General features: G+C 68.8%; 15 protein-coding genes. 10 read left to right on the top strand and 5 right to left on the bottom strand.

The features are described from left to right. Positions 1-66: 66 nt before the first annotated feature. The 4 genes from ACT54R_RS12305 (at position 67) to ACT54R_RS12290 (ending at position 5,452) form a co-directional block, all read left to right on the top strand. A complete protein-coding gene (locus ACT54R_RS12305; RefSeq protein ID WP_476326698.1) occupies positions 67-645 on the top strand; it encodes a flavodoxin family protein in 579 nt (192 codons plus the stop codon). A gap of 106 nt (positions 646-751) precedes the next feature. After that, entirely contained in the window at positions 752-2,104 is a 1,353-nt protein-coding gene (glmU, locus tag ACT54R_RS12300) for a bifunctional UDP-N-acetylglucosamine diphosphorylase/glucosamine-1-phosphate N-acetyltransferase GlmU (RefSeq protein ID WP_476326696.1), read from the top strand. A gap of 177 nt (positions 2,105-2,281) precedes the next feature. Continuing rightward, positions 2,282-4,105 (top strand): glutamine--fructose-6-phosphate transaminase (isomerizing), encoded by a 1,824-nt coding sequence (gene glmS, locus ACT54R_RS12295; RefSeq protein ID WP_476326694.1) that lies wholly within the window; start codon positions 2,282-2,284, stop codon positions 4,103-4,105. 168 nt (positions 4,106-4,273) lie between these two features. Then, entirely contained in the window at positions 4,274-5,452 is a 1,179-nt protein-coding gene (locus ACT54R_RS12290; protein WP_168456956.1) for a GGDEF domain-containing protein, read from the top strand. A 12-nt stretch (positions 5,453-5,464) separates the two neighbouring features. Here ACT54R_RS12290 and ACT54R_RS12285 read toward each other — a convergent pair whose 3' ends face one another. Continuing rightward, positions 5,465-5,917, bottom strand: a complete 453-nt coding sequence (locus ACT54R_RS12285; protein ID WP_476326692.1) for a YbaN family protein — start codon at positions 5,915-5,917, stop codon at positions 5,465-5,467. A gap of 17 nt (positions 5,918-5,934) precedes the next feature. Next, positions 5,935-8,028, bottom strand: a complete 2,094-nt coding sequence (gene recG / locus ACT54R_RS12280; protein ID WP_476326690.1) for an ATP-dependent DNA helicase RecG — start codon at positions 8,026-8,028, stop codon at positions 5,935-5,937. A 143-nt stretch (positions 8,029-8,171) separates the two neighbouring features. Here recG and ACT54R_RS12275 point away from each other — a divergent pair, with 143 nt between their 5' ends. From ACT54R_RS12275 to ACT54R_RS12265, 3 genes are all read left to right on the top strand, one after another. Next, the gene (locus ACT54R_RS12275) at positions 8,172-8,831 is read left to right on the top strand and encodes a protein-L-isoaspartate(D-aspartate) O-methyltransferase (protein ID WP_168456959.1); all 660 of its coding nucleotides are present in this window, start codon (positions 8,172-8,174) and stop codon (positions 8,829-8,831) included. Positions 8,832-8,932: 101 nt separating this feature from the next. Next, complete coding sequence (locus ACT54R_RS12270) at positions 8,933-10,207, top strand: alpha/beta hydrolase (protein ID WP_476326688.1); 1,275 nt, start codon at positions 8,933-8,935, stop codon at positions 10,205-10,207. 156 nt (positions 10,208-10,363) lie between these two features. Further along, positions 10,364-11,596 carry a peptidoglycan DD-metalloendopeptidase family protein gene (locus tag ACT54R_RS12265; RefSeq protein WP_476326686.1) on the top strand — a complete coding sequence of 411 codons (1,233 nt, stop codon included), beginning with the start codon at positions 10,364-10,366 and terminating at the stop codon, positions 11,594-11,596. A 63-nt stretch (positions 11,597-11,659) separates the two neighbouring features. Here the strand turns inward: ACT54R_RS12265 and ACT54R_RS12260 are convergent, their stop codons facing one another. The 3 genes from ACT54R_RS12260 to ACT54R_RS12250 all read right to left on the bottom strand — a co-directional run bounded on the left by ACT54R_RS12260 (position 11,660) and on the right by ACT54R_RS12250 (position 16,101). Continuing rightward, a complete protein-coding gene (locus ACT54R_RS12260) occupies positions 11,660-13,168 on the bottom strand; it encodes a carboxypeptidase M32 (protein WP_476326684.1) in 1,509 nt (502 codons plus the stop codon). A gap of 348 nt (positions 13,169-13,516) precedes the next feature. Beyond that, a complete protein-coding gene (gene hmuQ, locus ACT54R_RS12255; protein ID WP_476326682.1) occupies positions 13,517-13,852 on the bottom strand; it encodes a heme-degrading protein HmuQ in 336 nt (111 codons plus the stop codon). A 41-nt stretch (positions 13,853-13,893) separates the two neighbouring features. Then, positions 13,894-16,101 carry a TonB-dependent hemoglobin/transferrin/lactoferrin family receptor gene (locus ACT54R_RS12250; RefSeq protein WP_476326680.1) on the bottom strand — a complete coding sequence of 736 codons (2,208 nt, stop codon included), beginning with the start codon at positions 16,099-16,101 and terminating at the stop codon, positions 13,894-13,896. Between the two features lie 294 nt (positions 16,102-16,395). On the opposite strand from ACT54R_RS12250, the gene ACT54R_RS12245 reads away from it, so the two are divergent. The 3 genes from ACT54R_RS12245 to ACT54R_RS12235 are packed head-to-tail and all read left to right on the top strand — an operon-like array spanning position 16,396 to position 19,219. Next, on the top strand, positions 16,396-17,358 hold the full coding sequence (locus tag ACT54R_RS12245) for a heme/hemin ABC transporter substrate-binding protein (RefSeq protein ID WP_476326678.1): 963 nt from the start codon (positions 16,396-16,398) through the stop codon (positions 17,356-17,358). After that, positions 17,355-18,440 (top strand): FecCD family ABC transporter permease, encoded by a 1,086-nt coding sequence (locus ACT54R_RS12240; protein ID WP_476326676.1) that lies wholly within the window; start codon positions 17,355-17,357, stop codon positions 18,438-18,440. Before ACT54R_RS12245 ends, ACT54R_RS12240 begins: the two co-directional genes overlap by 4 nt. 2 nt (positions 18,441-18,442) lie before the next feature. Further along, on the top strand, positions 18,443-19,219 hold the full coding sequence (locus ACT54R_RS12235; RefSeq protein ID WP_476326674.1) for a heme ABC transporter ATP-binding protein: 777 nt from the start codon (positions 18,443-18,445) through the stop codon (positions 19,217-19,219). Positions 19,220-19,233 lie beyond the last annotated feature (14 nt).

Below are 19,233 nucleotides of genomic sequence, written 5' to 3'. Positions count from 1 at the left end.
CTTACGGCTGGATGCGGGCATCCATGCACGGCATAACCGGCGGCGAACCCAACGGGGAGACGTGTCATGTCGAAGCCAGTCGTCGCGATCGTGTATCACTCGGGCTACGGCCACACCAAGGTCGTTGCTGAATCCGTGCTCGCCGGCATCAAGGAAGTCGATGCCGTGGAAGGCGTCCTCGTCTCCGTGGACGAAGTGGACGACAAGTGGGACGTGCTCGACGGCGCCGCCGCCATCATCTTCGGCGCGCCGATCTACATGGGCAACGTGTCCGCGGCCTTCCAGGCGTTCGCCGAGAAGTCCTCCAAGCGCTGGTTCGAGATGAAGTGGAAGGACAAGCTGGCCGCCGGCTTCGTCAATTCCGGCGCGCAGAATGGCGACAAGCACCAGGGCATCCATGCGATGTTCGGCCTTTCGCAGCAGCACGGTATGGTCTGGGTGGGCCTCGGCCTGCATCCGGGCAACAACAATTCCAAGGGCTCGCCGGAAGACCTGAACCGCCTCGGCGGCTTCGCCGGCGCCTATGCCCAGTCCAACATCGATGAAGGTCCGGACGTGGTGCCCCCCGCCACCGATCGCCGTACCGCCGCCCATCTCGGCCGCCGCGTCGCCGAGGCGACCGTGCGCTGGACCCGCGGCGCCTGACACGCGCGACCGGCGGCGCGTCTGCGTCTCGCCTCCTCCCCGCTTCCGCTTGGTGCGGCGGCGGGGTAATGGGGGGGCGGAACGCTAGCGCCGCGGAGGAATCGCGATGAGTGACCGGAGCCTGCTCGTGGTGGTGCTCGCCGCCGGGGAAGGGACGCGCATGAAGTCGCGCCTCCCCAAGGTGCTCCACAAGGTCGCTGGCCGCACCATGCTCCACCATGTGCTGGCGGCGACCCGCGCCGCCGGCGCCACCCGCACCGCCGTGGTCGTCGGTCCCGGCCGCGAGGATGTGGCGGCCGAGGCGACGCGCATCGTGCCCGACACGCAGGTGTTCGTGCAGACCGAGCGGCTCGGCACCGCCCACGCCGTGCTCGCCGCCCGCGCCGCGCTGGCCGAGGGCGCCGACGACGTTCTCGTGCTCTATGCGGACACCCCGCTGGTGCGCCCCGAGACGCTCGCCCGCCTGCGCGCGCCGCTGGCCGAAGGCGCCGCCGTCGCCGCGCTTGGCTTCGAGCCGGAAGACCCCACCGGCTACGGCCGCCTCGTCACCTCCGGCGACGAACTCGTCGCCATCCGCGAGGAGAAGGACGCGACCACCGCGGAGAAGGCGATCCGCTTCTGCAATGCCGGCCTGATGGCGCTTGCCGGCAAGGATGCCCTCTCCATCCTCGACCGCATCGGCAACGCCAATTCCAAGGGCGAATATTACCTCACCGACGCCGTGGAGATCGCCCGCGCCGATGGCCGCTCGGCGGTCGCAGCGAAGGCCGACGCGGACGAGGTGGCCGGCGTCAACAGCCGCATCCAGCTGGCGGAGGCCGAGGCCATCCTGCAGAAGCGCCTGCGCCTTGCCGCCATGGCCGAGGGGGTGACGCTAATCGCGCCCGAGACGGTGTTCTTCTCCGCCGATACGGTGCTCGGCCGCGACGTGATCGTGGAGCCCAACGTGGTGTTCGGGCCGGGCGTGACCGTCGGTGACGACGTGGTGATCCACGCTTTCTGCCACCTCGAAGGCGCGCATCTCGCCCCCGGCGTCTCCATCGGCCCCTATGCCCGGCTGCGGCCCGGCACACGGCTGGAGGCGGGCGTGCGCATCGGCAATTTCGTGGAGACCAAGGCTGCCCATATCGAGACCGGGGCCAAGGTGAACCACCTCTCCTACGTGGGCGACGCCCATGTGGGCGCGGGCGCCAATCTCGGCGCCGGCACCATCACCTGCAATTACGATGGCTTCTCCAAGTATCGCACCGAGATCGGTGCCGGCGCGTTCATTGGCGTCAATTCCGCGCTCGTGGCGCCGGTGACGATCGGGGCGGGGGCCTATGTGGGCACCGGTGCGGTCATTACCTCGGATGTTCCGGCGGATGCTCTCGCCATCGCCCGCAGCCGGCAGGTGGTGAAGGACGGGTGGGCGAAGGATTTCCGCGCCGCCCGCGCGGATGCAAAGAAGAAGGGGTAGGCGACGCCGGGGGGCGCCTCGCCTGACACCAACAGAAAGGCGATGTGATTCCGACCTTGGGCGCTTGAAGGGTAGGACTGGCGGCTTAGGAACGGTCCATTCAGCTTTTGCAGTGCACCTTGGGCGCGACAGTCAGCCGGGCCCAACGGGGCACCGCCAACATCGGAGCAAGATCGCATGTGCGGGATCGTCGGCATTCTCGGGAAGAGCGCCGTCGCGGACAAAGTGGTCGAATCGCTCCGGCGCCTGGAATACCGCGGCTATGATTCCGCCGGCATCGCGACCTTGGAGAACGGCCACCTCGAAATCTGCCGCGCCGAAGGCAAACTGCGCAATCTCGAGAACAAGCTCGACAAGCACCCGCCGAAGGGCCACGCCGGCATCGGGCACACCCGCTGGGCGACCCACGGCAAACCCTCCGAGCGCAACGCGCACCCCCACGGCACCAAGCGCGTGGCCGTGGTCCACAACGGCATCATCGAGAACTTCCGCGAGCTCAAGGAAGAGCTGAAGGCCGCCGGCGTCTCCTTCAGGAGCGACACGGACACCGAGGTCGTCGCCCAGTTGGTGGATCGCGAACTGCTCGCCGGCAAGGAGCCGGTGGCGGCGGTGGCAGCGGTGCTGCCGCGCCTCAAGGGCGCCTTCGCCCTCGGCTTTCTGTTCGACGGCAAGACTGATCTTTTGATCGCCGCCCGCCGCGGCTCTCCCCTCGCCATCGGCTACGGCAATGGCGAGATGTTCCTCGGTTCGGACGCCATCGCCCTCGGCCCGTTCACCGACCGCATCGCCTATCTCGAAGAGGGCGACTGGGCGGTGCTGACCCGCGAGGGCGCGGAGATCCGCGACGAGACCGGCCGCATCGTCGAGCGCGCCGTGCAGAAGGTGCCAGCCGGCGCCCTGCTGGTGGACAAGGGCAACCATCGCCACTTCATGGCGAAGGAGATTTACGAGCAGCCTGAGGTGATCTCCCACACCTTCGGCCATTATCTCGATCTCGACAGCGAGACCGTTTCGCTGCCCGAGCTTCCGTTCGATGCCAAGGAAGTGCAGCACATCTCCATCACCGCGTGCGGCACGGCGCTCTATGCCGGCGCGGTGGCGGAATACTGGCTGGAGCGCTTCGGCCGCGTGCCGGTCTCCACCGACATCGCCTCCGAGTTCCGCTACCGCGAGACGCCGCTGGCGCCCGGCGGCGTCACCATCGTCATCTCCCAGTCGGGCGAGACGGCGGATACGCTCGCCTCCCTGCGCTACGCCAAGGAGTGCGGGCAGAAGGTGGTAGCCGTGGTCAACGTGCCCACCTCCACCATCGCCCGCGAGGCGGACGTGGTGCTGCCCATCCTCGCCGGTCCGGAAATCGGCGTCGCCTCCACCAAGGCGTTCACCTGCCAGCTGGCGACCCTCGCCTGCCTGTCCGTCGCCTTCGGCCGCGCCAAGGGCGTGCTGTCGGCGGAGGACGAGCACAAGCTGGTGCGCGCCTTCATGGAAGTGCCGCGCCTGATGACCGAGGCGCTGAAGCTATCGCCGGAAATCGAGGTGCTGGCCCGCACCCTGGCGAAGGCCCGGGACGTGCTCTATCTCGGCCGCGGAACGAACTACCCGCTGTCGCTGGAAGGCGCGCTGAAGCTGAAGGAAATTTCCTACATCCACGCCGAAGGCTATGCCGGCGGCGAGCTGAAGCACGGCCCCATCGCGCTCATCGACGAGAAGATGCCCGTGGTGGTCATCGCCCCCCATGACCGCATCTTCGACAAGACCGTCTCCAACATGGAGGAGGTGGCGGCGCGCGGCGGCAAGATCATCCTCGTCACCGACCCCAAGGGGGCCGAGGCCGCGCCGGTGAATGCCGTGCAGAAGCTGATCCTGCCGGAGATGCCGGCCACCGTCTGCCCGATGGTCTATTCAATCCCGGTCCAGCTCATCGCCTACCACACGGCGGTCATCATGGGCACGGACGTGGACCAGCCGCGCAACCTCGCCAAGTCTGTGACGGTGGAATAGTCCGTCACGGGCGGTCCGTCACCGCCGAGTAGCGTGACGGTGGTTTGGTCCGGCATGCGTGGCATAATCCACCCGTGATCGCCGGAAATATATTGCGCCGGATGGGAATTCGGTGCCTTCATTTCGAGACACAAGCCAACGCTCAAGCCTGGGTGCGGACGCCGGTCGATGCCTGCTGCGACGTTCCCCATCTTCATGAATGCGGTGGTGGCGGCGCTGTTCGCCGCCAGCTATCTCGCGCTGGCGCTGCTCCACCGCGGCTACACGGCGCCCCTGTGGTTCGCCGCCAGCTTCGGCGCGATCTTCATCACGCCGCTGGCACTGCTCGTGCAGTCTTACACCGGCTGGGTGATCCTGCTTGCCCCGGTGATCTATCTCTCTTTCGCCGCCTGCCTGATCCTGATGGTGCCGGGTCTGGCGGTGCTCTACCGCAAGCCCGTTCCGTGGGGGCTGGTGACGAGCCTCAGCATCCTCACGCTGGTCTGTGCCGCGCTGGCGCTGCAACTTCCGGTCAACACGCTGGTGCGCATCGTCTGCTACCAGCTGCCCTTCGTGATCGCGACGGCGGCGAGCTGCTGGGTGGTGCTGCGCGACAGCCCGCGGCGGTTGCGCGACCTTCTGCTCGCCGGCCTGTTCGCGCTGCTGTGCATGCACGTGCCCCTCAAGGCGGCGCTGGCGGTCAGCCTCCACACGGGACCACACCAGATCAACTACATGGATACGCCGTTCGCGGTGGTCGCCCAGATCAGCACGGGTATCCTGATGATAGCGACCGGATTCCTGCTGCTGGTGATCTCGGTGCTGGAACTAGTGCGCGAGACCCAGGAGGTGGCGGACACGGACGCCCTGTCCGGCCTGCTGAACCGGCGCGGGTTCGAGCAGCGCGCCTCGGACCTCGTGCATGGGCGGGCCGGAGCGGCGCCGTTCGCGCTGCTGCTCATCGACATCGACCACTTCAAGGCCATCAACGACACCTTCGGCCACGGCGTGGGCGACCAGACCATCCGCGGCTTCGGCGGCATGCTCCAGCACACGCTGCCGCAGTCCGCGCTCATCGGCCGGGTGGGCGGCGAAGAGTTCGCCATCCTTCTGGAGCGCGCCTCGCCCGAGATGGCGCGGCTGCAGGCGGAATCGGTCCGGCTCGCCATCATCGGACATGACGATGCCGATCTGCCGCCCTTCACGGTCAGCATCGGCGTCGCGCTGGCCTCGCGGGCCGAGCCGCTGCAGACCACGCTCGAGCGGGCGGACGCCGCCCTCTATGAGGCGAAGCGGTCCGGCCGCAACCGGGTCTGCTGCGCGCAGGAGGAAGTCCACGCCGACAACGTGGTGCCGCTGCGCCGCTGAGGAAGCGCCGCCCTAGCGGTTCGGCCGCGTCGCGATGAACACCGCCAGCACGATGAACAGCACGCCGAGGAAGGCGAGCACGAAGGTCGGTGCCCCAAGATACCAGCTGCCGGTGAAAGTGCCGATGAAGCTCGACAAGGCGAACAGCTTCACCATGGGCGGGATCGCCCCGGTCTCCCGCCAGCGCACGACGCCGGGGCCCAGCCAGCGGTGGTTGAGGAGCCAGGCCTCGAACTTCGGCGACGAGCGTGTGAAGCACCAGGCGGCGAGGATCAGGAACACCGTGCCCGGCAGCATGGGCACCACCATGCCGATGGCGCCGACGATCAGGAAGACGAAGCCCGCCGCGAACAGGAGCTTGCGGTAGATCGCATCGCGGCTCCAGCGGGCGGCGGCCAGCCGTTCGCTCTGGGTTGTCGCTGGGGCAGGCGGGGGAGGAGCGGAAGCATCGTCGTCGGCGGCCATCGCCGGACCATGGCGCCTCATCCGGCCGAGAGCAAGCGCACCGCCGCATCCCGCTCCTGCAGGTGCAGCAGCGTGTGAAGCACCCGCGCGGAGGGCATGGCGAGATCTGGATCGGCCCGCACCTGCGCTGCCGCCGCATTGCGGGCGGCCTCCACCTCGCCGCCGTGCCACTCCATCCGGGCGAGGCGGAAGCCGGGCAGGCCGCTCTGCCGGGTTCCGAGCACGTCGCCCTCGCCGCGCAGCCGCAGATCCTCCTCTGCGAGACGGAAGCCGTCCTGGCTTTCGCGCAGGATGGCGAGGCGGGATTTCGCCGTCTCGCCCAGCGGATGACGATAGAGCAGCAGGCAGACGGACGGCTTGTCCCCGCGCCCCACGCGACCGCGCAACTGGTGCAGTTGGGCAAGGCCGAAGCGCTCGGCGTGCTCAATGACCATCACGGTGGCCTCGGGCACGTTCACCCCCACCTCGATCACCGTGGTGGCCACCAGCAGCCGCGTCTCGCCACAGGCGAAGCGGCCCATGGCCTCGTCCTTGGCGGCGCCGGACATGCGGCCATGCACCAGCCCGACCGATGCGCCGAAGATGGATTGCAGGGTTTCGTAGCGCTCGGTGGCGGCGGCGAGATCGGAAGTGTCGGTCTCCTCCACGAGGGGGCAGATCCAGTAGGCCCGTGCGCCGGATGCCAAGGCCCGGCCGACGCCCGCCACCACCTCGTCCAGCCGGTCGAGGGGCAAGGCGCGGGTGTCGATAGCCTGCCGGCCCGGCGGCTTCTCGCGCAGCTCGCTGGAGTCCATGTCGCCGAAAAGGGTGAGCACGAGGGTGCGGGGGATGGGGGTCGCCGTCATCACCAGCATGTCCACAGCCTCCCCCTTGCGAGCCAGCGTCAGGCGTTGCTCGACGCCGAAGCGGTGCTGCTCGTCCACCACCGCGAGGGCGAGGTCGCGGAACACCACGTCGTCCTGGATCAGGGCATGGGTGCCGATCACGAGATCGGTGCGGCCCGAGGCGAGATCGTCCAGAACAGCCGCGCGGGCGCGACCCTTCTCCCGGCCGGTCAGGATCGCAGTGGAGAGGCCGGCGGCCTCGGCCAGCGGTGCGATCGTCTCCTGGTGCTGGCGGGCAAGGATTTCGGTGGGCGCCATCAGCGCCGTCTGCCGGCCGGCCTCCGCCACCGTGGCCGCGGCCATGAGGGCGACCACCGTCTTGCCCGAGCCCACGTCACCCTGCAGCAGCCGCAGCATCCGCGTGTCGGCCGCAAGGTCCGCGCGGATGGCGGCAATTGCCTGCTCCTGCGCGCCGGTGAGGCGGAAGGGCAGGGCGCCTGCAAGTCGCGTCGCGAGACGCCCGTCGCCCACCGTCGAGCGCCCACCGGCCTTCTCCTCCTGCGCCCGCACGAGGGCCAGGGTGAGCTGATGCGCCAGCAACTCGTCGAAGGCCAGCCGCCGCCACGGCCCGCCAGCGGGCGTCGCCTCATGGGGCGATGCCGGCTTGTGGAGGCGCATCAGCGCGTCTCGAAAGGAGGGCCAGCCGCGCGCCGCGCGAAGCTCGTCGGGGATCCACTCGGGCAGGTCCGGCACACGCAGGAGCGCGGCCTCGATGGCCCGGCGCAAGTGGCCCGAAGCGAGGCCCTCCACCAGCGGATAGACCTGCTCCACCGCCGGCAGCCGCTCCACTCCGGCGGCATCGAGGATGCGGTCCGGATGGGTCATCTGCCGCACGCCGTCGTAGAGCGAGATGCGCCCGCACAGCCAGCGCTTCGCCCCCACGGGCAGCATCCGCTCGATGCGCGCCGGCTCGATCTTGAAATGCACCACCACCATGTCGCCGCTGGCATCGGAGACATAGGTCCGGTGCGGTGCCCGGCTGCCGGGTGGGGGCGGCTGGTGAGCGTCGACCGTCACCTCCACCGTCACGTCGGTCTCGGGAACGGCGTCCGAGAGCAGCGGACGGGCGCGGCGGTCTACGAAACCGGACGGCATGTGGAACAGCAGGTCGATCACCCGCGGCATGTCCCGCCCCAGAAGGCGCGCATACGGCTTCATCAGCTTGGGGCCGATGCCGGAGAGGCTGTCGAGCGGCGCGAAGAGGGGGGACAGGACGTCGGGACGCATGGCGGCGCGAGGGTGTCCGATCGCCCGATGCGGCGCAAGCCGGGGCAGGGGGAGTGCCAGGCGAAGACGGTGGACAGGCACCGGCTGGAGATCGTCGGCAATCTGCTATAAGTTTCAACAGTTAGGCGGAGATGGACACCGGGATGAGCACCGGCGAGGGCGATGGCGAGCAGGCGGAACGCGCGGCCTTCATCCTGAGGCTGCGCCAGCGGGGGATCAGGGACCTTGCCGTGCTGCGGGCCATCGAGCTGGTGCCGCGGCCGTTGTTCGTCGATCCCATGATGCGCCGTCACGCCTATGACGACGTGGCGCTGCCCATTGCCTGCGGCCAGACCATGTCGCAGCCGAGCCTTGTCGCCTCCATGACCGAAGCGCTCGGCGTCACCGCCGACCAGACCGTGCTGGAGGTGGGCACCGGCTCCGGCTATCAGGCCGCGGTCCTCTCCCATCTCGCCGCCCGCGTGGTGACGGTGGACCGCTATCGCTCCCTCGTGAGCGAAGCGCAGACGCGCTTCGAGGTGCTCGGCCTGCGCAACGTCACCGCTTATGTGGGCGACGGCATGAACGGGATGCCGGCCCGCGCGCCGTTCGACCGCATCCTCGTGACCGCGGCAGCGCCCGACATTCCCCCGGCGCTGATGGACCAGCTCAAGCTCGGCGGTGTCATCGTCGCGCCCCTCGGTGCGCCGGAGGAGGTGCAGACGCTCGTCCGTATCGTCAAGGAGCAGTCCGGCCGCACCCGCACCGACCTGATGAAGGTGCGCTTTGTACCGCTCGTTCCGGGCGCCGCGGCCACACTCTGAGCGAAAGCATCGCTTTCACCGTACCCTGGTGCCGAAGCCCGTTGCGAGGGCCACAGCCCTCAGCTATCGGGATCGGGAGTTGCGTTCCGGGGGATCGAGAATTGAAGGGCGTTTCCGGCCGCGGGCGGCAGATTCTGGCTTGTGCGCTGCTGCTCGGCCTGCTGACAGGCTGCGCCGGGCGCCCCGATGGTGCGCTCATTCCGGTGCCGGATGCGGTGCCCGGAACCTCCCGCGTGGACATGGTGGTCGCCACCGTCCGCGAGCGGTCCGATGGCCCGGACATCTTCAACGGCGAGCGCGCCCGTACGCCGAGCTATGCCGAGATTGAAGTCTCTATCCCGCCCGACGGCGCCCGCAAGATCGGCGACGTACAGTGGCCGCGGAGCATCCCGGGCAATCCGGCGACGGACTTCGTCACCACCAAGCTCGTCGACCTGACGCAGGATCAGGCGACCGCGTGGTTCCACAACCGCATCAGCCGCACGCCGGGCCGGCAGGCGCTGGTGTTCGTCCACGGCTACAACCAGCGCTTCGACGACGCGGTGTTCCGCTTCGCCCAGATCATCCACGATTCCGGTGCGCCGGTGACGCCGGTGCTGTTCACCTGGCCATCGCGGGGTAGCCTGCTGGCCTATGGCTACGATCGCGAAAGCACGTCCTTCTCCAGGGATTCCCTGGAGCGGCTGCTCACCTTCATGGCGAAGGACCCGAACGTGGGCGAGATTTCCATCCTCGCCCACTCCATGGGCAACGTCGTGACGCTGGAGGCCCTGCGGCAGATGGCCATCCGCAACGGCCGCATCCTGCCCAAGATCAAGTATGTGATGCTGGCCGCGCCGGACGTGGACGTGGACGTCTTCTCCACCTTCTTCAACGAGATCGGCAAGACGAGCCAGCGCCCGGCCTTCACCCTGTTCGTGTCGCAGGACGACAAGGCGCTGGCCGTGTCGCGGCGGGTGTGGGGCGACGTTCCCCGCGTCGGCGCGGTGGACCCGGAGCAGGAGCCGTTCCGCACCGAATTCGAGAAGAACAACATCAACGTGGTGGACCTGACCAAGCTCAGGACCAACGATCCCCTGGCCCACGGCAAGTTCGCCGCCAGCCCGAAGGTGGTGCAGGCCATTGGCGCCCGCCTTGCGGAGGGGCAAACCATGACCGATTCCCGCGTCGGCGTCGGCGAGCACATCATCAAGGCGACCTCGGACGCCGCCGCGACCGTCGGCACGGCCGCCGGCCTCGTCATAGCCGCGCCCGTTGCGGTGGTGGATGAGAATACCCGCTCCCACTACAACCAGCATGTGAACCAGCTGGGTCGCTCGGTGTCGGACACCGCCGAGAGCGGCGCCAGCGTGGTGGCACTCCCCAAGGGCAACTGACGAAACGGCAGGTCGGGCCCTCCCGACCTGTTGCAGCTTTGTCACGGGGGAGTCGAAAGTTCGGCAGGACCGCGCCGAAGATACGTCATTTAAGCCGCCGTTTACGCATGGGCCTCTTAACTGCGGGCCGTAATGTTTGCGTGCGAGTTCGGTCACATGCGTAATTCCTGCGGGACACACGGGCGTAACGTCTTCGCGCGGCTGGCGCTGATCGGGCTCGTGTCCGGAACAGTCGCGGGCTGCAGTTCGGATACGAACCGCTTCGCTGCCGACTCCCCCCAGCCTCCGGCCGGAGCGCCTGTCGCGGGCTATCAGGGCCACGCGGGCGGTTATCCGCCTGCCGGCAGCGGGGATGTCACCGGCTCGCTCGGCTCCGGCCGCGTCGAGGCAATGCCCGCGCCGCCGCCGGGCCAGGCCGCCGCGCCCGGCTACCAGCCCTCCTCCTACGCTTCGACCGGAGCCGCCCAGCCGCTCTATGGCGCACCCGGCTACGCCGCAGCGCCGTCGGCCTCTGCCGCTCCGGCCCGCGGCCCTGCGGCCGGAACCCATGTGGTGGTGGCGGGCGAGACGCTCGGCTCCGTTGCCCGCATGTACAACGTCTCGGTCGCGTCGCTGACGATCGCCAACAACATCCCGGCCGGCGGCACGGTGCGGACCGGCCAGACGCTCATCATCCCGCCCGGCGGCAACGGCGCGTCACAGGCGAAGGCCACCCAGGCTGCCGCCCAGACCACCGCCGCCGCCAAGCCGCCGCAGCTCGCCGCGACTGCTCCGGTCCCGAGCACGCTGCAGGTTCCCGGATCGGCGAAGCCCGCGACGGTCGCTGCTGCGCCCGCTCCGGCCCTGACGCCCGCCCCTGCGGCAAAGCCCACGCAGACCGCTGCCGCGAAGCCCGGCTCCGCGCCGACCCCGGCCGTGTCGAAGTCCTCGGCGCCCGAGCCCAAGGTCGAGACGGCCGCGAAGGTGACGCCGGTGGAGGATGCCGACGACGCCCCGCGCGCCGGCTCCGGTCCCCAGTTCCGCGCGCCCGTCCGTGGTCGCGTCATCGCCTCCTACGGTCCCAAGCCCGGTGGCGCCCACAATGACGGCGTGAACTTCGCCGTGCCGGAAGGCACCGCGGTGCGCGCCGCCGAGGACGGCACCGTCGCCTATGCCGGCAACGAGCTGAAGGGCTATGGCAATCTCGTGCTCATCAAGCACGCCGATGGTTATGTGACCGCCTATGCCAACAATAGCGAGCTGACCGTCAAGCGGGGCGATACCGTGCGGCGCGGCCAGATCGTCGCCAAGGCCGGCCAGAGCGGCAATGTCACCTCGCCCCAGCTGCACTTCGAGATCCGCAAGGGCTCGACCCCGGTCGACCCGAGCCGCTACGTCGCCGGTCTCTGAGGCAGGGCTCCTTCTGAAACGAAAACGGCCGGGCAGATGCCCGGCCGTTTTGCGTTGGGCGGCTCAGGCGGCCACCGAATGCTCCATCTCGCCGCCATAGCGCCGGCGCAGGTGGGCCTTGAACACCGAGGCATCGAGCGGCCGACCGGTCGCGCGCGTGAGGAGCTCGTCCGTCTCCAGCAACGAAGCCTGTCCGTGGACATTCACGCGCAGCCACGCCAGCAGCGGTGCGAAATCCCCCTTGGCGATGCCGGGCAGAATGCCCGGATCGGCCCGGCAGGCGGCATCGAACAGCTGCGCGGCGGTCATCGCGCCAAGCGTGTAGGTGGGGAAATAGCCCCAGCCGCCGCCCGGCCAATGGATGTCCTGCAAGCAGCCGAGGCGATCGTTGGGCGGGGTCACTCCGAGCAGCGACTGCATGCCGTCTGCCCACGCGCCCAGCAGATCGGCGAGCTTCATCTCGTCGCCGATCAGCGCCTTCTCCAGCCGGTAGCGCAGGATGACGTGCGCGGGATAGGTCACCTCGTCCGCATCTACCCGGATGAAGCCGCGCTCCACCTTGGTGTAGAGCCGCCACAGGGCATCGGCCTCCCAGGCCGGGCCGGAACCATTGAAGGCGGCGCGCATGCGCGGGGCGGCGAAGGTGAGGAATTCCCGGCTGCGGCAGGCCTGCATCTCCATGAGCAGCGACTGGCTCTCATGGATGCTCATGGACCGCGCCTGCCCGACCGGCTGGTGGATATAGTCCTGCGGCCGGCCCTGCTCATAGAGCGCGTGTCCGGTCTCGTGCAGCACACCCATGAGGGCGCGGGAGAAATCGCTTTCGTCATAGCGCGTGGTGATGCGCACGTCGTTGTCGGCACCGCCGCAGAAGGGATGGGCCGAGACGTCCAGCCGGCCGCGCTCGAAATCGAAGCCCACCACCTTCATCAGCTCCAGCCCGAGCTGGCGCTGCGCCTCCACACCAAAGGGGCCTTCGAGCGGGGGCGTTGCCGGGCGTCGGGCCTGGATCTCCAGCACTTCCTCGGTGAAGCCGGGCAGGAACTGGGCGAGGTCGTCGAACAGTGCATCGATCCGGGCCGAGCGTCCGCCGGGCTCGTAGCCGTTGAGCAGGGCATCATAGGGGGAGAGGCCGAGCTTCTCGCCCTTCACCCGTCCGATCTCGCGCTGGAGCCGCAGCACCTCCTCCAGATAGGGCAGGAGGGCAGGAAAATCAGCGTCTGCGCGCGCCTTGCGCCACGCCATCTCGCAGCGGGAGGCGGCGCGGCTGGAGGCTTCCACGAGGTCGGCCGGCACCGCCGTGTCCACGGTGAAGCTGCGGGTGATCTCGCGCACGTTGGCGCGCTCCCACGGGCCGAGGTCTTCCCCCTCGGAGGCGGCGATCCAGTCACCGATGCGCGGGTCCGTCGCCATGTTGTGGTGGAGCACGCGCAGCAGGGCGAGGCTCTCCGCGCGGGTGGAAGCGGCGCCCTTGGGCATCATGGTGTCGCTGTCCCATTGAAGGATGCCGATGCCGTTGGCGAGCGCCGCGGTTCGGTCGAAATGGGCGGCGAGGTCGGAATAGGCCGTCATGGCGCGATCCTGTTGGCTCCAGCCCTGAGAATTCGAGGGCCGGGAAAAGGGCCAAGACGGTAGCCAAGCGGCGCGGGCATGAAAAGGGCATGGCGCCGACGTGAGCCGGCAGTCCTCCCCTCTCCCCTCGCGGGAGAGGGGCCGGGGGTGAGGGGGATTCTCAGGTCGAGGTCCGCCACCCGGATTATGCGGCGCCATACCCCTCACCCCGGCCCTCTCCCGCAAGGGGAGAGGGGGCGCAAAAGGGCAGGGCAGCGCGATGTGGCCCAGCCGACCAAAAGAAAAGCCCGGCGCGGACATCGGGTCCGGCCGGGCTGGAGGTACACCGTGGTTCGGGTCGATGGGCCCTCAGGCCGCCTTCTCGCCGGGGGTGAGCGAGAGCACCGACTCAAATCCTTCAAACTCCGGACCGCCGATATAGTTCACGCGGTTGGATGACGCACCCGCGTCGCGGTGGGCGAGGCGGAAGGCCTCGGACTTGGTCCAGGCCTCGAAATCCGCCTTGGAGCCCCACACGGTGTGGGAGATGTAGAGGGTGTATTCGTCTTTCTCCGGCCCGCGGCACAGGTCGAAGGCGACGAAGCCGGGCACGCTGGCGATGTAGGTGTCGCGCTCGCGCCAGACCCGCTCGAACTCGGCCTCGGATCCGTGCTTCACCTTGAACCTGTTGGTGGCAATGAACATTTCGTCACTCCGTTCTGGCAATGGGATGGGGCAGTGGCCGGCTATTTCACCGGATAGGGCGTCGCCGCCGCGATGGTGTCGGCGCCGATCTTGAACTTGAGGCCGGCCTTCGCGGTGATGCCGGCGCTCGGCAGGAACTGCTGGTACTGAACGTACTGCTCGTTGAAGAGGTTCTCAACGGAGAGCTGGGCCAGCACGTTGGGGTCCGGCTGGTAGCCGAGATAGAGGTTCACGAGGTTGAAGCTCGGCGTCGGCTCATAAGGCGAGTCGGATGGCAGGTCCGCCGCGGTCTTAGCTGCCACCCACTGCCAGCGCACCGAGACGGTGAGCTTGTTCTCAAAGAAGCGGGCACCGAGCGTCGCCGCGATGTTGTTCGGCATCACGTTGGCGAGGGGCTGGCCGTTGTTGGTGTTCTCGCCATCCGACACGGTGGCGTTGAACCCGGCGAACCAGAGGCCCGCGTCGTAATTGCTCTCGAACTCGAAGCCGCGCAGGCGGGCATTGGCGATGTTCTGGTACTGGTAATTGGCGTAGGTGCCGTAGATCGTCTTGTCGTAACCCACCAGCTCGATGTAGTCCTCCACGTCGTTCTGGTAGACGTTCGCCTTGGCACGGAACTTGTCGCCCTTGGTGAAGATGTCGTCGAACCTGAGATTAAGGCCGACTTCCTTGTTCTTGCCGATTTCGGGCTTGAGATACGGGTTCGGCACGAAGCAGAACACGCCGTAGCTGCCGTCCGGGCAGAAGACGAGCGGGATGTTCGGCGGGTGCGCGCCGTTCACCAGCGTCTCGGTCACCGCCGGGGCGCGATAGCCTTCCGCGAAGGTGCCGTAGAGCGTCACCCACTGCCAAGGCGTGAGGCCCACGGTGATCTTGGGCGAGAGGTGGTCGCCGCTGGTGGAAACGCCGTCGCCGCTCAGATTGTAGGTGTCGTAGCGCAGCGCGCCGATGGCCTCGAACCAGGTGGAATAATTGGCCTTCCACTGAATGAAGGCACCGCCCACGCCGCGCTCGCCGGAGGGGTTGTAGCCGTCGCCGAAGCCGTAATTGTCGATATTGTCCACGTCGTCGTGGAAATAGTCGCCGCCGATGGTGATGGCGTTGCGGATGTCCGCGAAGGTGAAGCGGGACGTGTTGTTGAGGTCGAAGCCCAGCGTGTCGATGGTAAAATAGCGCGGATCGCCAATGGAGCCGGTGATGGAGCTGGGCGTGCCCGCCACCTTCAACTGGCTCTGCTTCACGCGGTTCCAGTAGATCTGGCTGCGCCAGTCGAACACGTTGTCATCAGGATTGGTGTAGTTCCAGCTCGCCGTCAGCGTCTGGTTGAGAACGGTGGTGCCGTATTGGGTGGAGCCGGCCGGGATGTCGTTGTTCACCAGCGCGGCGTTGTAGGTGGTGTAGTCGGCATCATAGTTGAGGCCGGTGATCTTCACCTCGTGATGGTCCGCCGGCCGGAAGGTGAGTTTGGCGATGCCGGTCCAGATGTCCGAGCCGGTGCCGGGCACCACGTTGCCGTCGCCGTCCGTATAGTCGCCCTGCGAGCGATAGGTGCCGCCGAAGAACAGGTCGATGTTCGGGTTCACCTTCGCCGCCGCGAACAGGGCAGCGTAGCCCATCGGTCCGTTCGAGCCGAATTCGCCGGCGGATTCCACGCCCCAGGTCTGGCCCGGCCTGATGATGTCGTTGGCGTCCTTGGTGCGGAAGGTGACCACGCCGCCGATGGCGCCCGAGCCGTAGATGTTGGCGACCGGGCCGCGCACCACGTCCACGCCCGCCAGCAGTCCCGGCTCGAGGAAGAACGAGCCTGCGCCCGTGCCGTGGCCAAGCTGGGTGAAGTTCTGCCGCGCGCCGTCGACGAACACTGCGACGCGGCCGTAATCCTCCATGCCACGGATGTTGATGGAGGCCTGCGTGGAGTTGCCGTTCTGGATGACGGTGGTGCCCGGCATGCCGAAGAACACGTCCTGCGTGCGCGACGGCATCAGCTGTTCGAGATCGTCCGGCCGCACCACGCTGATGGCGGCGAGGGCATCGATGGCGCGCTCCTCGGAGAGGCTCGCGGCGACCGTGATGGTGTCGAGGGAGATCGTCGTCGTGTCGTCGGTTGCGCCAGCTTCCGGCGCGCTCTGGGCATTGAGCGGTGTGGCCATCAGCACGGCGCAAAGCGCCACCCCCGCGAGCAGCGCCTCTTTCCCCCGGCGATGCCCTTCGCCCTTGAACACGGCCATGCGCTGCGGTTCTCCCGCCATGATCCTCTCCCGGCTGATGTTCGGAGGCTGGCTGGCGTCGAACCGGAAGCCGGGGACGTGGCGGGCCGCAGGCGTGCTGCCTGAACAGGCGTCTGCCTGACACAACTTGGCTACCGTTGCGCCATAGATGCGTCAAGAAGAATACATCTAACTTGCCAATGAACTGAAATAACGTCAGAGATTGTTGCGTTCCTGGCACTTAAATAAGTCCCGGATCGATATTAGAATAAATAAAATAAAGACGAATTGCTCGAATGAAGACTCGCCATGAGAAAATGGAGTTGCTCTAATTCCATGCTGCCCCAGGTTCAGAAAGCTATCCGTGCGTGCCACGTTGCGGCGCATCGAGCCGTCCTTGGCGCGGTCGTCGCTGTCCTTGTTGGCGTCACCGGCCTGGCGCCCCGGGGCGCGGCGGCCCAGCCGCAAGGGGCAGCGCAGCCGCGCATCGTCTCCATCGGTGGGGCGGTCACCGAGATCCTGTTCGCGCTCGGCCTCGGGGATCGCGTGGTGGCGGTGGACCAGACCAGCCGCTATCCCGCCGCCGCCCGCGCTTTGCCGGATGTGGGCTATGCCCGGGCCTTGTCGCCGGAGGGCGTGCTCTCGGTGGGGCCGACGCTGATCCTCGCCATGGAAGGCGCCGGCCCTCCCTCCACCATGGAGGTGCTGAAGCAGGCTTCGGTGCCGGTCGTCATCATCCCGGACGGGCACGACCGGGAGGCCGTGCTGCGCAAGATCGCGGCGGTGGCCAAGGCGGTGGGCGCGGAGGAGAAAGGCAAGGCACTCGCCGCCGAGGTGTCGGACGATTTCGCTGCCCTCGACGCCATGGTGAAGGCGCTGCCGGAGCGGCCGCGCGCGGTGTTCGTGCTCTCCGCCTCGGGCGGGGCGGCGGTGGTGGGCGGCTCGGACACCAGCGCCGACGCCATCCTGAAACTCGCGGGCCTCACCAATGCCATGGCTGAGATCAAGGGCTTCAAGCCGGCGCTGGACGAGGCCGCCATGTCGGCGGAGCCGGAGGCGGTGGTGGTGATGCGCGGCGGCGGGCAGGTTCTCGATGCCGCCACCGTCTTCGCGCTGCCCGCCTTCGCCGGAACACCCGCCGCACGGGACAAACGGCTGGTGGCGCTGCCGGGCTCCTATCTGCTGGGCTTCGGCCCCCGCACCCCGCGCGCGGCGCGCGATCTCGCGGCTGCGCTGCATCCGGGCGCCATGCTGCCGGAGCTGCCGCCCCGGCCCTGGAGCGCGGAGCCGGACCAATGAGCATGGAAGGCGTTGTGATGGCCACGGCGGAGGCGGGAACGCGCGGGCGTCCGGTGACGGCGGGGCTGGCCCTGTTCGCGGTGCTGGCCGTTGCAGCTTTCGTGGGCGCGCTCGCCATCGGCCCCTTCACGATCGCGCCGGGACGGGTGTTCGCCGTGCTGTGGGAATGGATCAGCGGGGCCACGCCCGCTGGTGCCTTGCGCGAGCGCATCGTGGTGCTGGACGTGCGCCTGCCCCGCGCCATCGTCGGCGCGCTCGCCGGCGCGGGCATGGCGGTGGCGGGGGCGTTGATGCAGGGTGTGTTCCGCAATCCCCTGGCCGATCCCAGCCTCGTGGGCGTGGCGCCGGGCGCGGCGCTGGCGGCGGTGGCCTTCGTCGTGTTCGGCGCGCCGCTCGTCGCCTTGCTGCCCCAGCCGCTGCAGGTGGTGGGGCTGCCCCTCGCCGCCTTCGCGGGCGGGCTCGTCACCACCCTCGTCATCGCGCGGCTCGCGGAGCATGACGGGCGCACCTCGGTGGCGACGCTCCTCTTCGCCGGCCTTGCCTTGGGCGCGCTGGCGAGCGCGGGCACGGGCGTGATGGTGTTCCTCGCCTCCGAGCAGCAGACGCGGGACTTCCTGTTCTGGACCCTCGGCAGCCTCGGCGGCGCGACCTGGATGAAGGCGGCGCTCGCCTCGCCGTTCGTGCTGGGGCTGCTGGCCATCGCCGTCGGCCTTGCGCGCGGGCTCGATGCGCTGGCGCTGGGCGAGGCGGAGGCCTTTCACGCCGGCGTTTCGGTGGAGCGGCTGAAGCGCACCGCCGTCGTCGCCGTCGCGGCGGGGGTGGGTGCGGCAGTAGCGGCGACGGGGGTCGTGGGCTTCGTCGGGCTGGTGGTGCCGCATTTGGCGCGGCTGGTCATCGGTCCGTCCCATCGCGCGCTGGTGCCGGCCTCGGCCCTGCTCGGCGTGGCGGTGCTGCTCGGGGCGGACATCCTCGCCCGCATGATCGCGGCGCCGGCCGAACTGCCGCTGGGTGTGGTCACCGCTCTGGTTGGCGCCCCCTTCTTCCTGTGGCTGCTGCTGAAGCGCCGCGCGTTCGTGGGGTGAGCATGTATCGCGCAGAGAATGTCACCGTCACCGCTTCCGGCCGCCGCCTCGTGGATGCGGCAAGCATCTGCGTACGGCCGGGGCGGGTCACCGTGCTGGTGGGGCCGAATGGCGCCGGCAAGTCGACCCTCCTTAAGGCCATGTCCGGCGAGCACCGGCTCGCGACCGGGCGGGTGACGCTGGACGGCGTGTCCATCCACGCCATGCGCCCGCTGGAGCTGGCGCGGCGCCGGGCGGTGCTGCCGCAGGCGGCGGAGGTGGCGTTTCCCTTCACCGCCGCCGAGGTCATCGCCGCCGGCCTCATGACAGGGGAGGGGCATGACCGCGCCCGCATCCTCCGCCTGCTGGCGCGGGTGGACCTGCCCGGCTTCGCGGATCGGCGCTATGACAGCCTGTCAGGCGGCGAGCGGCAGCGCGTGCAGCTCGCCCGCATCCTCGCCCAGCTGGACGCGGGGAAGCCGGACGTTCCCGGCTACCTCTTCCTGGACGAGCCCACCGCCAGCCTCGACCTTGCCCACCAGCTCACCGTGCTCAACATCGCCCGCGCCCATGCGGATGCGGGCGGGGGTGTGCTGGCCGTGCTGCACGACCTCAACCTCGCCGCCATGGTGGCGGACGAGATCGTCATGCTGGCGGGCGGGCAGGTGCGCGCGGCCGGGCCGGTGGCGGAGGTGCTGACCGAGGCGGTTCTGGCGGAGGCCTTCGGCATCCGCCTGCGAATCGGCATCGCCCCGCCGGGGCCCTTCATCCTGCCGCAGAACGTGGTGGCGGCGGGGTAGGGGAGCGGCATGTC

The organism is Xanthobacter sp. DMC47 (genome assembly GCF_056313845.1).
The sequence above is the reverse complement of the archived record's forward strand: the minus strand, read 5'-3'. Positions and strand labels throughout refer to the sequence as shown.

Bases quoted from the DNA above. Each gene is read 5' to 3' on its own strand.
- ACT54R_RS12305 (WP_476326698.1), top strand. From the start codon at position 67: ATGTCGAAGCCAGTCGTCGCGATCGTGTATCACTCGGGCTACGGCCAC.
- glmU (WP_476326696.1), top strand. From the start codon at position 752: ATGAGTGACCGGAGCCTGCTCGTGGTGGTGCTCGCCGCCGGGGAAGGG.
- glmS (WP_476326694.1), top strand. From the start codon at position 2,282: ATGTGCGGGATCGTCGGCATTCTCGGGAAGAGCGCCGTCGCGGACAAA.
- ACT54R_RS12290 (WP_168456956.1), top strand. From the start codon at position 4,274: ATGCCTGCTGCGACGTTCCCCATCTTCATGAATGCGGTGGTGGCGGCG.
- ACT54R_RS12285 (WP_476326692.1), bottom strand. From the start codon at position 5,917: ATGGCCGCCGACGACGATGCTTCCGCTCCTCCCCCGCCTGCCCCAGCG.
- recG (WP_476326690.1), bottom strand. From the start codon at position 8,028: ATGCGTCCCGACGTCCTGTCCCCCCTCTTCGCGCCGCTCGACAGCCTC.
- ACT54R_RS12275 (WP_168456959.1), top strand. From the start codon at position 8,172: ATGAGCACCGGCGAGGGCGATGGCGAGCAGGCGGAACGCGCGGCCTTC.
- ACT54R_RS12265 (WP_476326686.1), top strand. From the start codon at position 10,364: ATGCGTAATTCCTGCGGGACACACGGGCGTAACGTCTTCGCGCGGCTG.
- ACT54R_RS12260 (WP_476326684.1), bottom strand. From the start codon at position 13,168: ATGACGGCCTATTCCGACCTCGCCGCCCATTTCGACCGAACCGCGGCG.
- hmuQ (WP_476326682.1), bottom strand. From the start codon at position 13,852: ATGTTCATTGCCACCAACAGGTTCAAGGTGAAGCACGGATCCGAGGCC.
- ACT54R_RS12250 (WP_476326680.1), bottom strand. From the start codon at position 16,101: ATGGCGGGAGAACCGCAGCGCATGGCCGTGTTCAAGGGCGAAGGGCAT.
- ACT54R_RS12245 (WP_476326678.1), top strand. From the start codon at position 16,396: ATGCTGCCCCAGGTTCAGAAAGCTATCCGTGCGTGCCACGTTGCGGCG.
- ACT54R_RS12240 (WP_476326676.1), top strand. From the start codon at position 17,355: ATGAGCATGGAAGGCGTTGTGATGGCCACGGCGGAGGCGGGAACGCGC.
- ACT54R_RS12235 (WP_476326674.1), top strand. From the start codon at position 18,443: ATGTATCGCGCAGAGAATGTCACCGTCACCGCTTCCGGCCGCCGCCTC.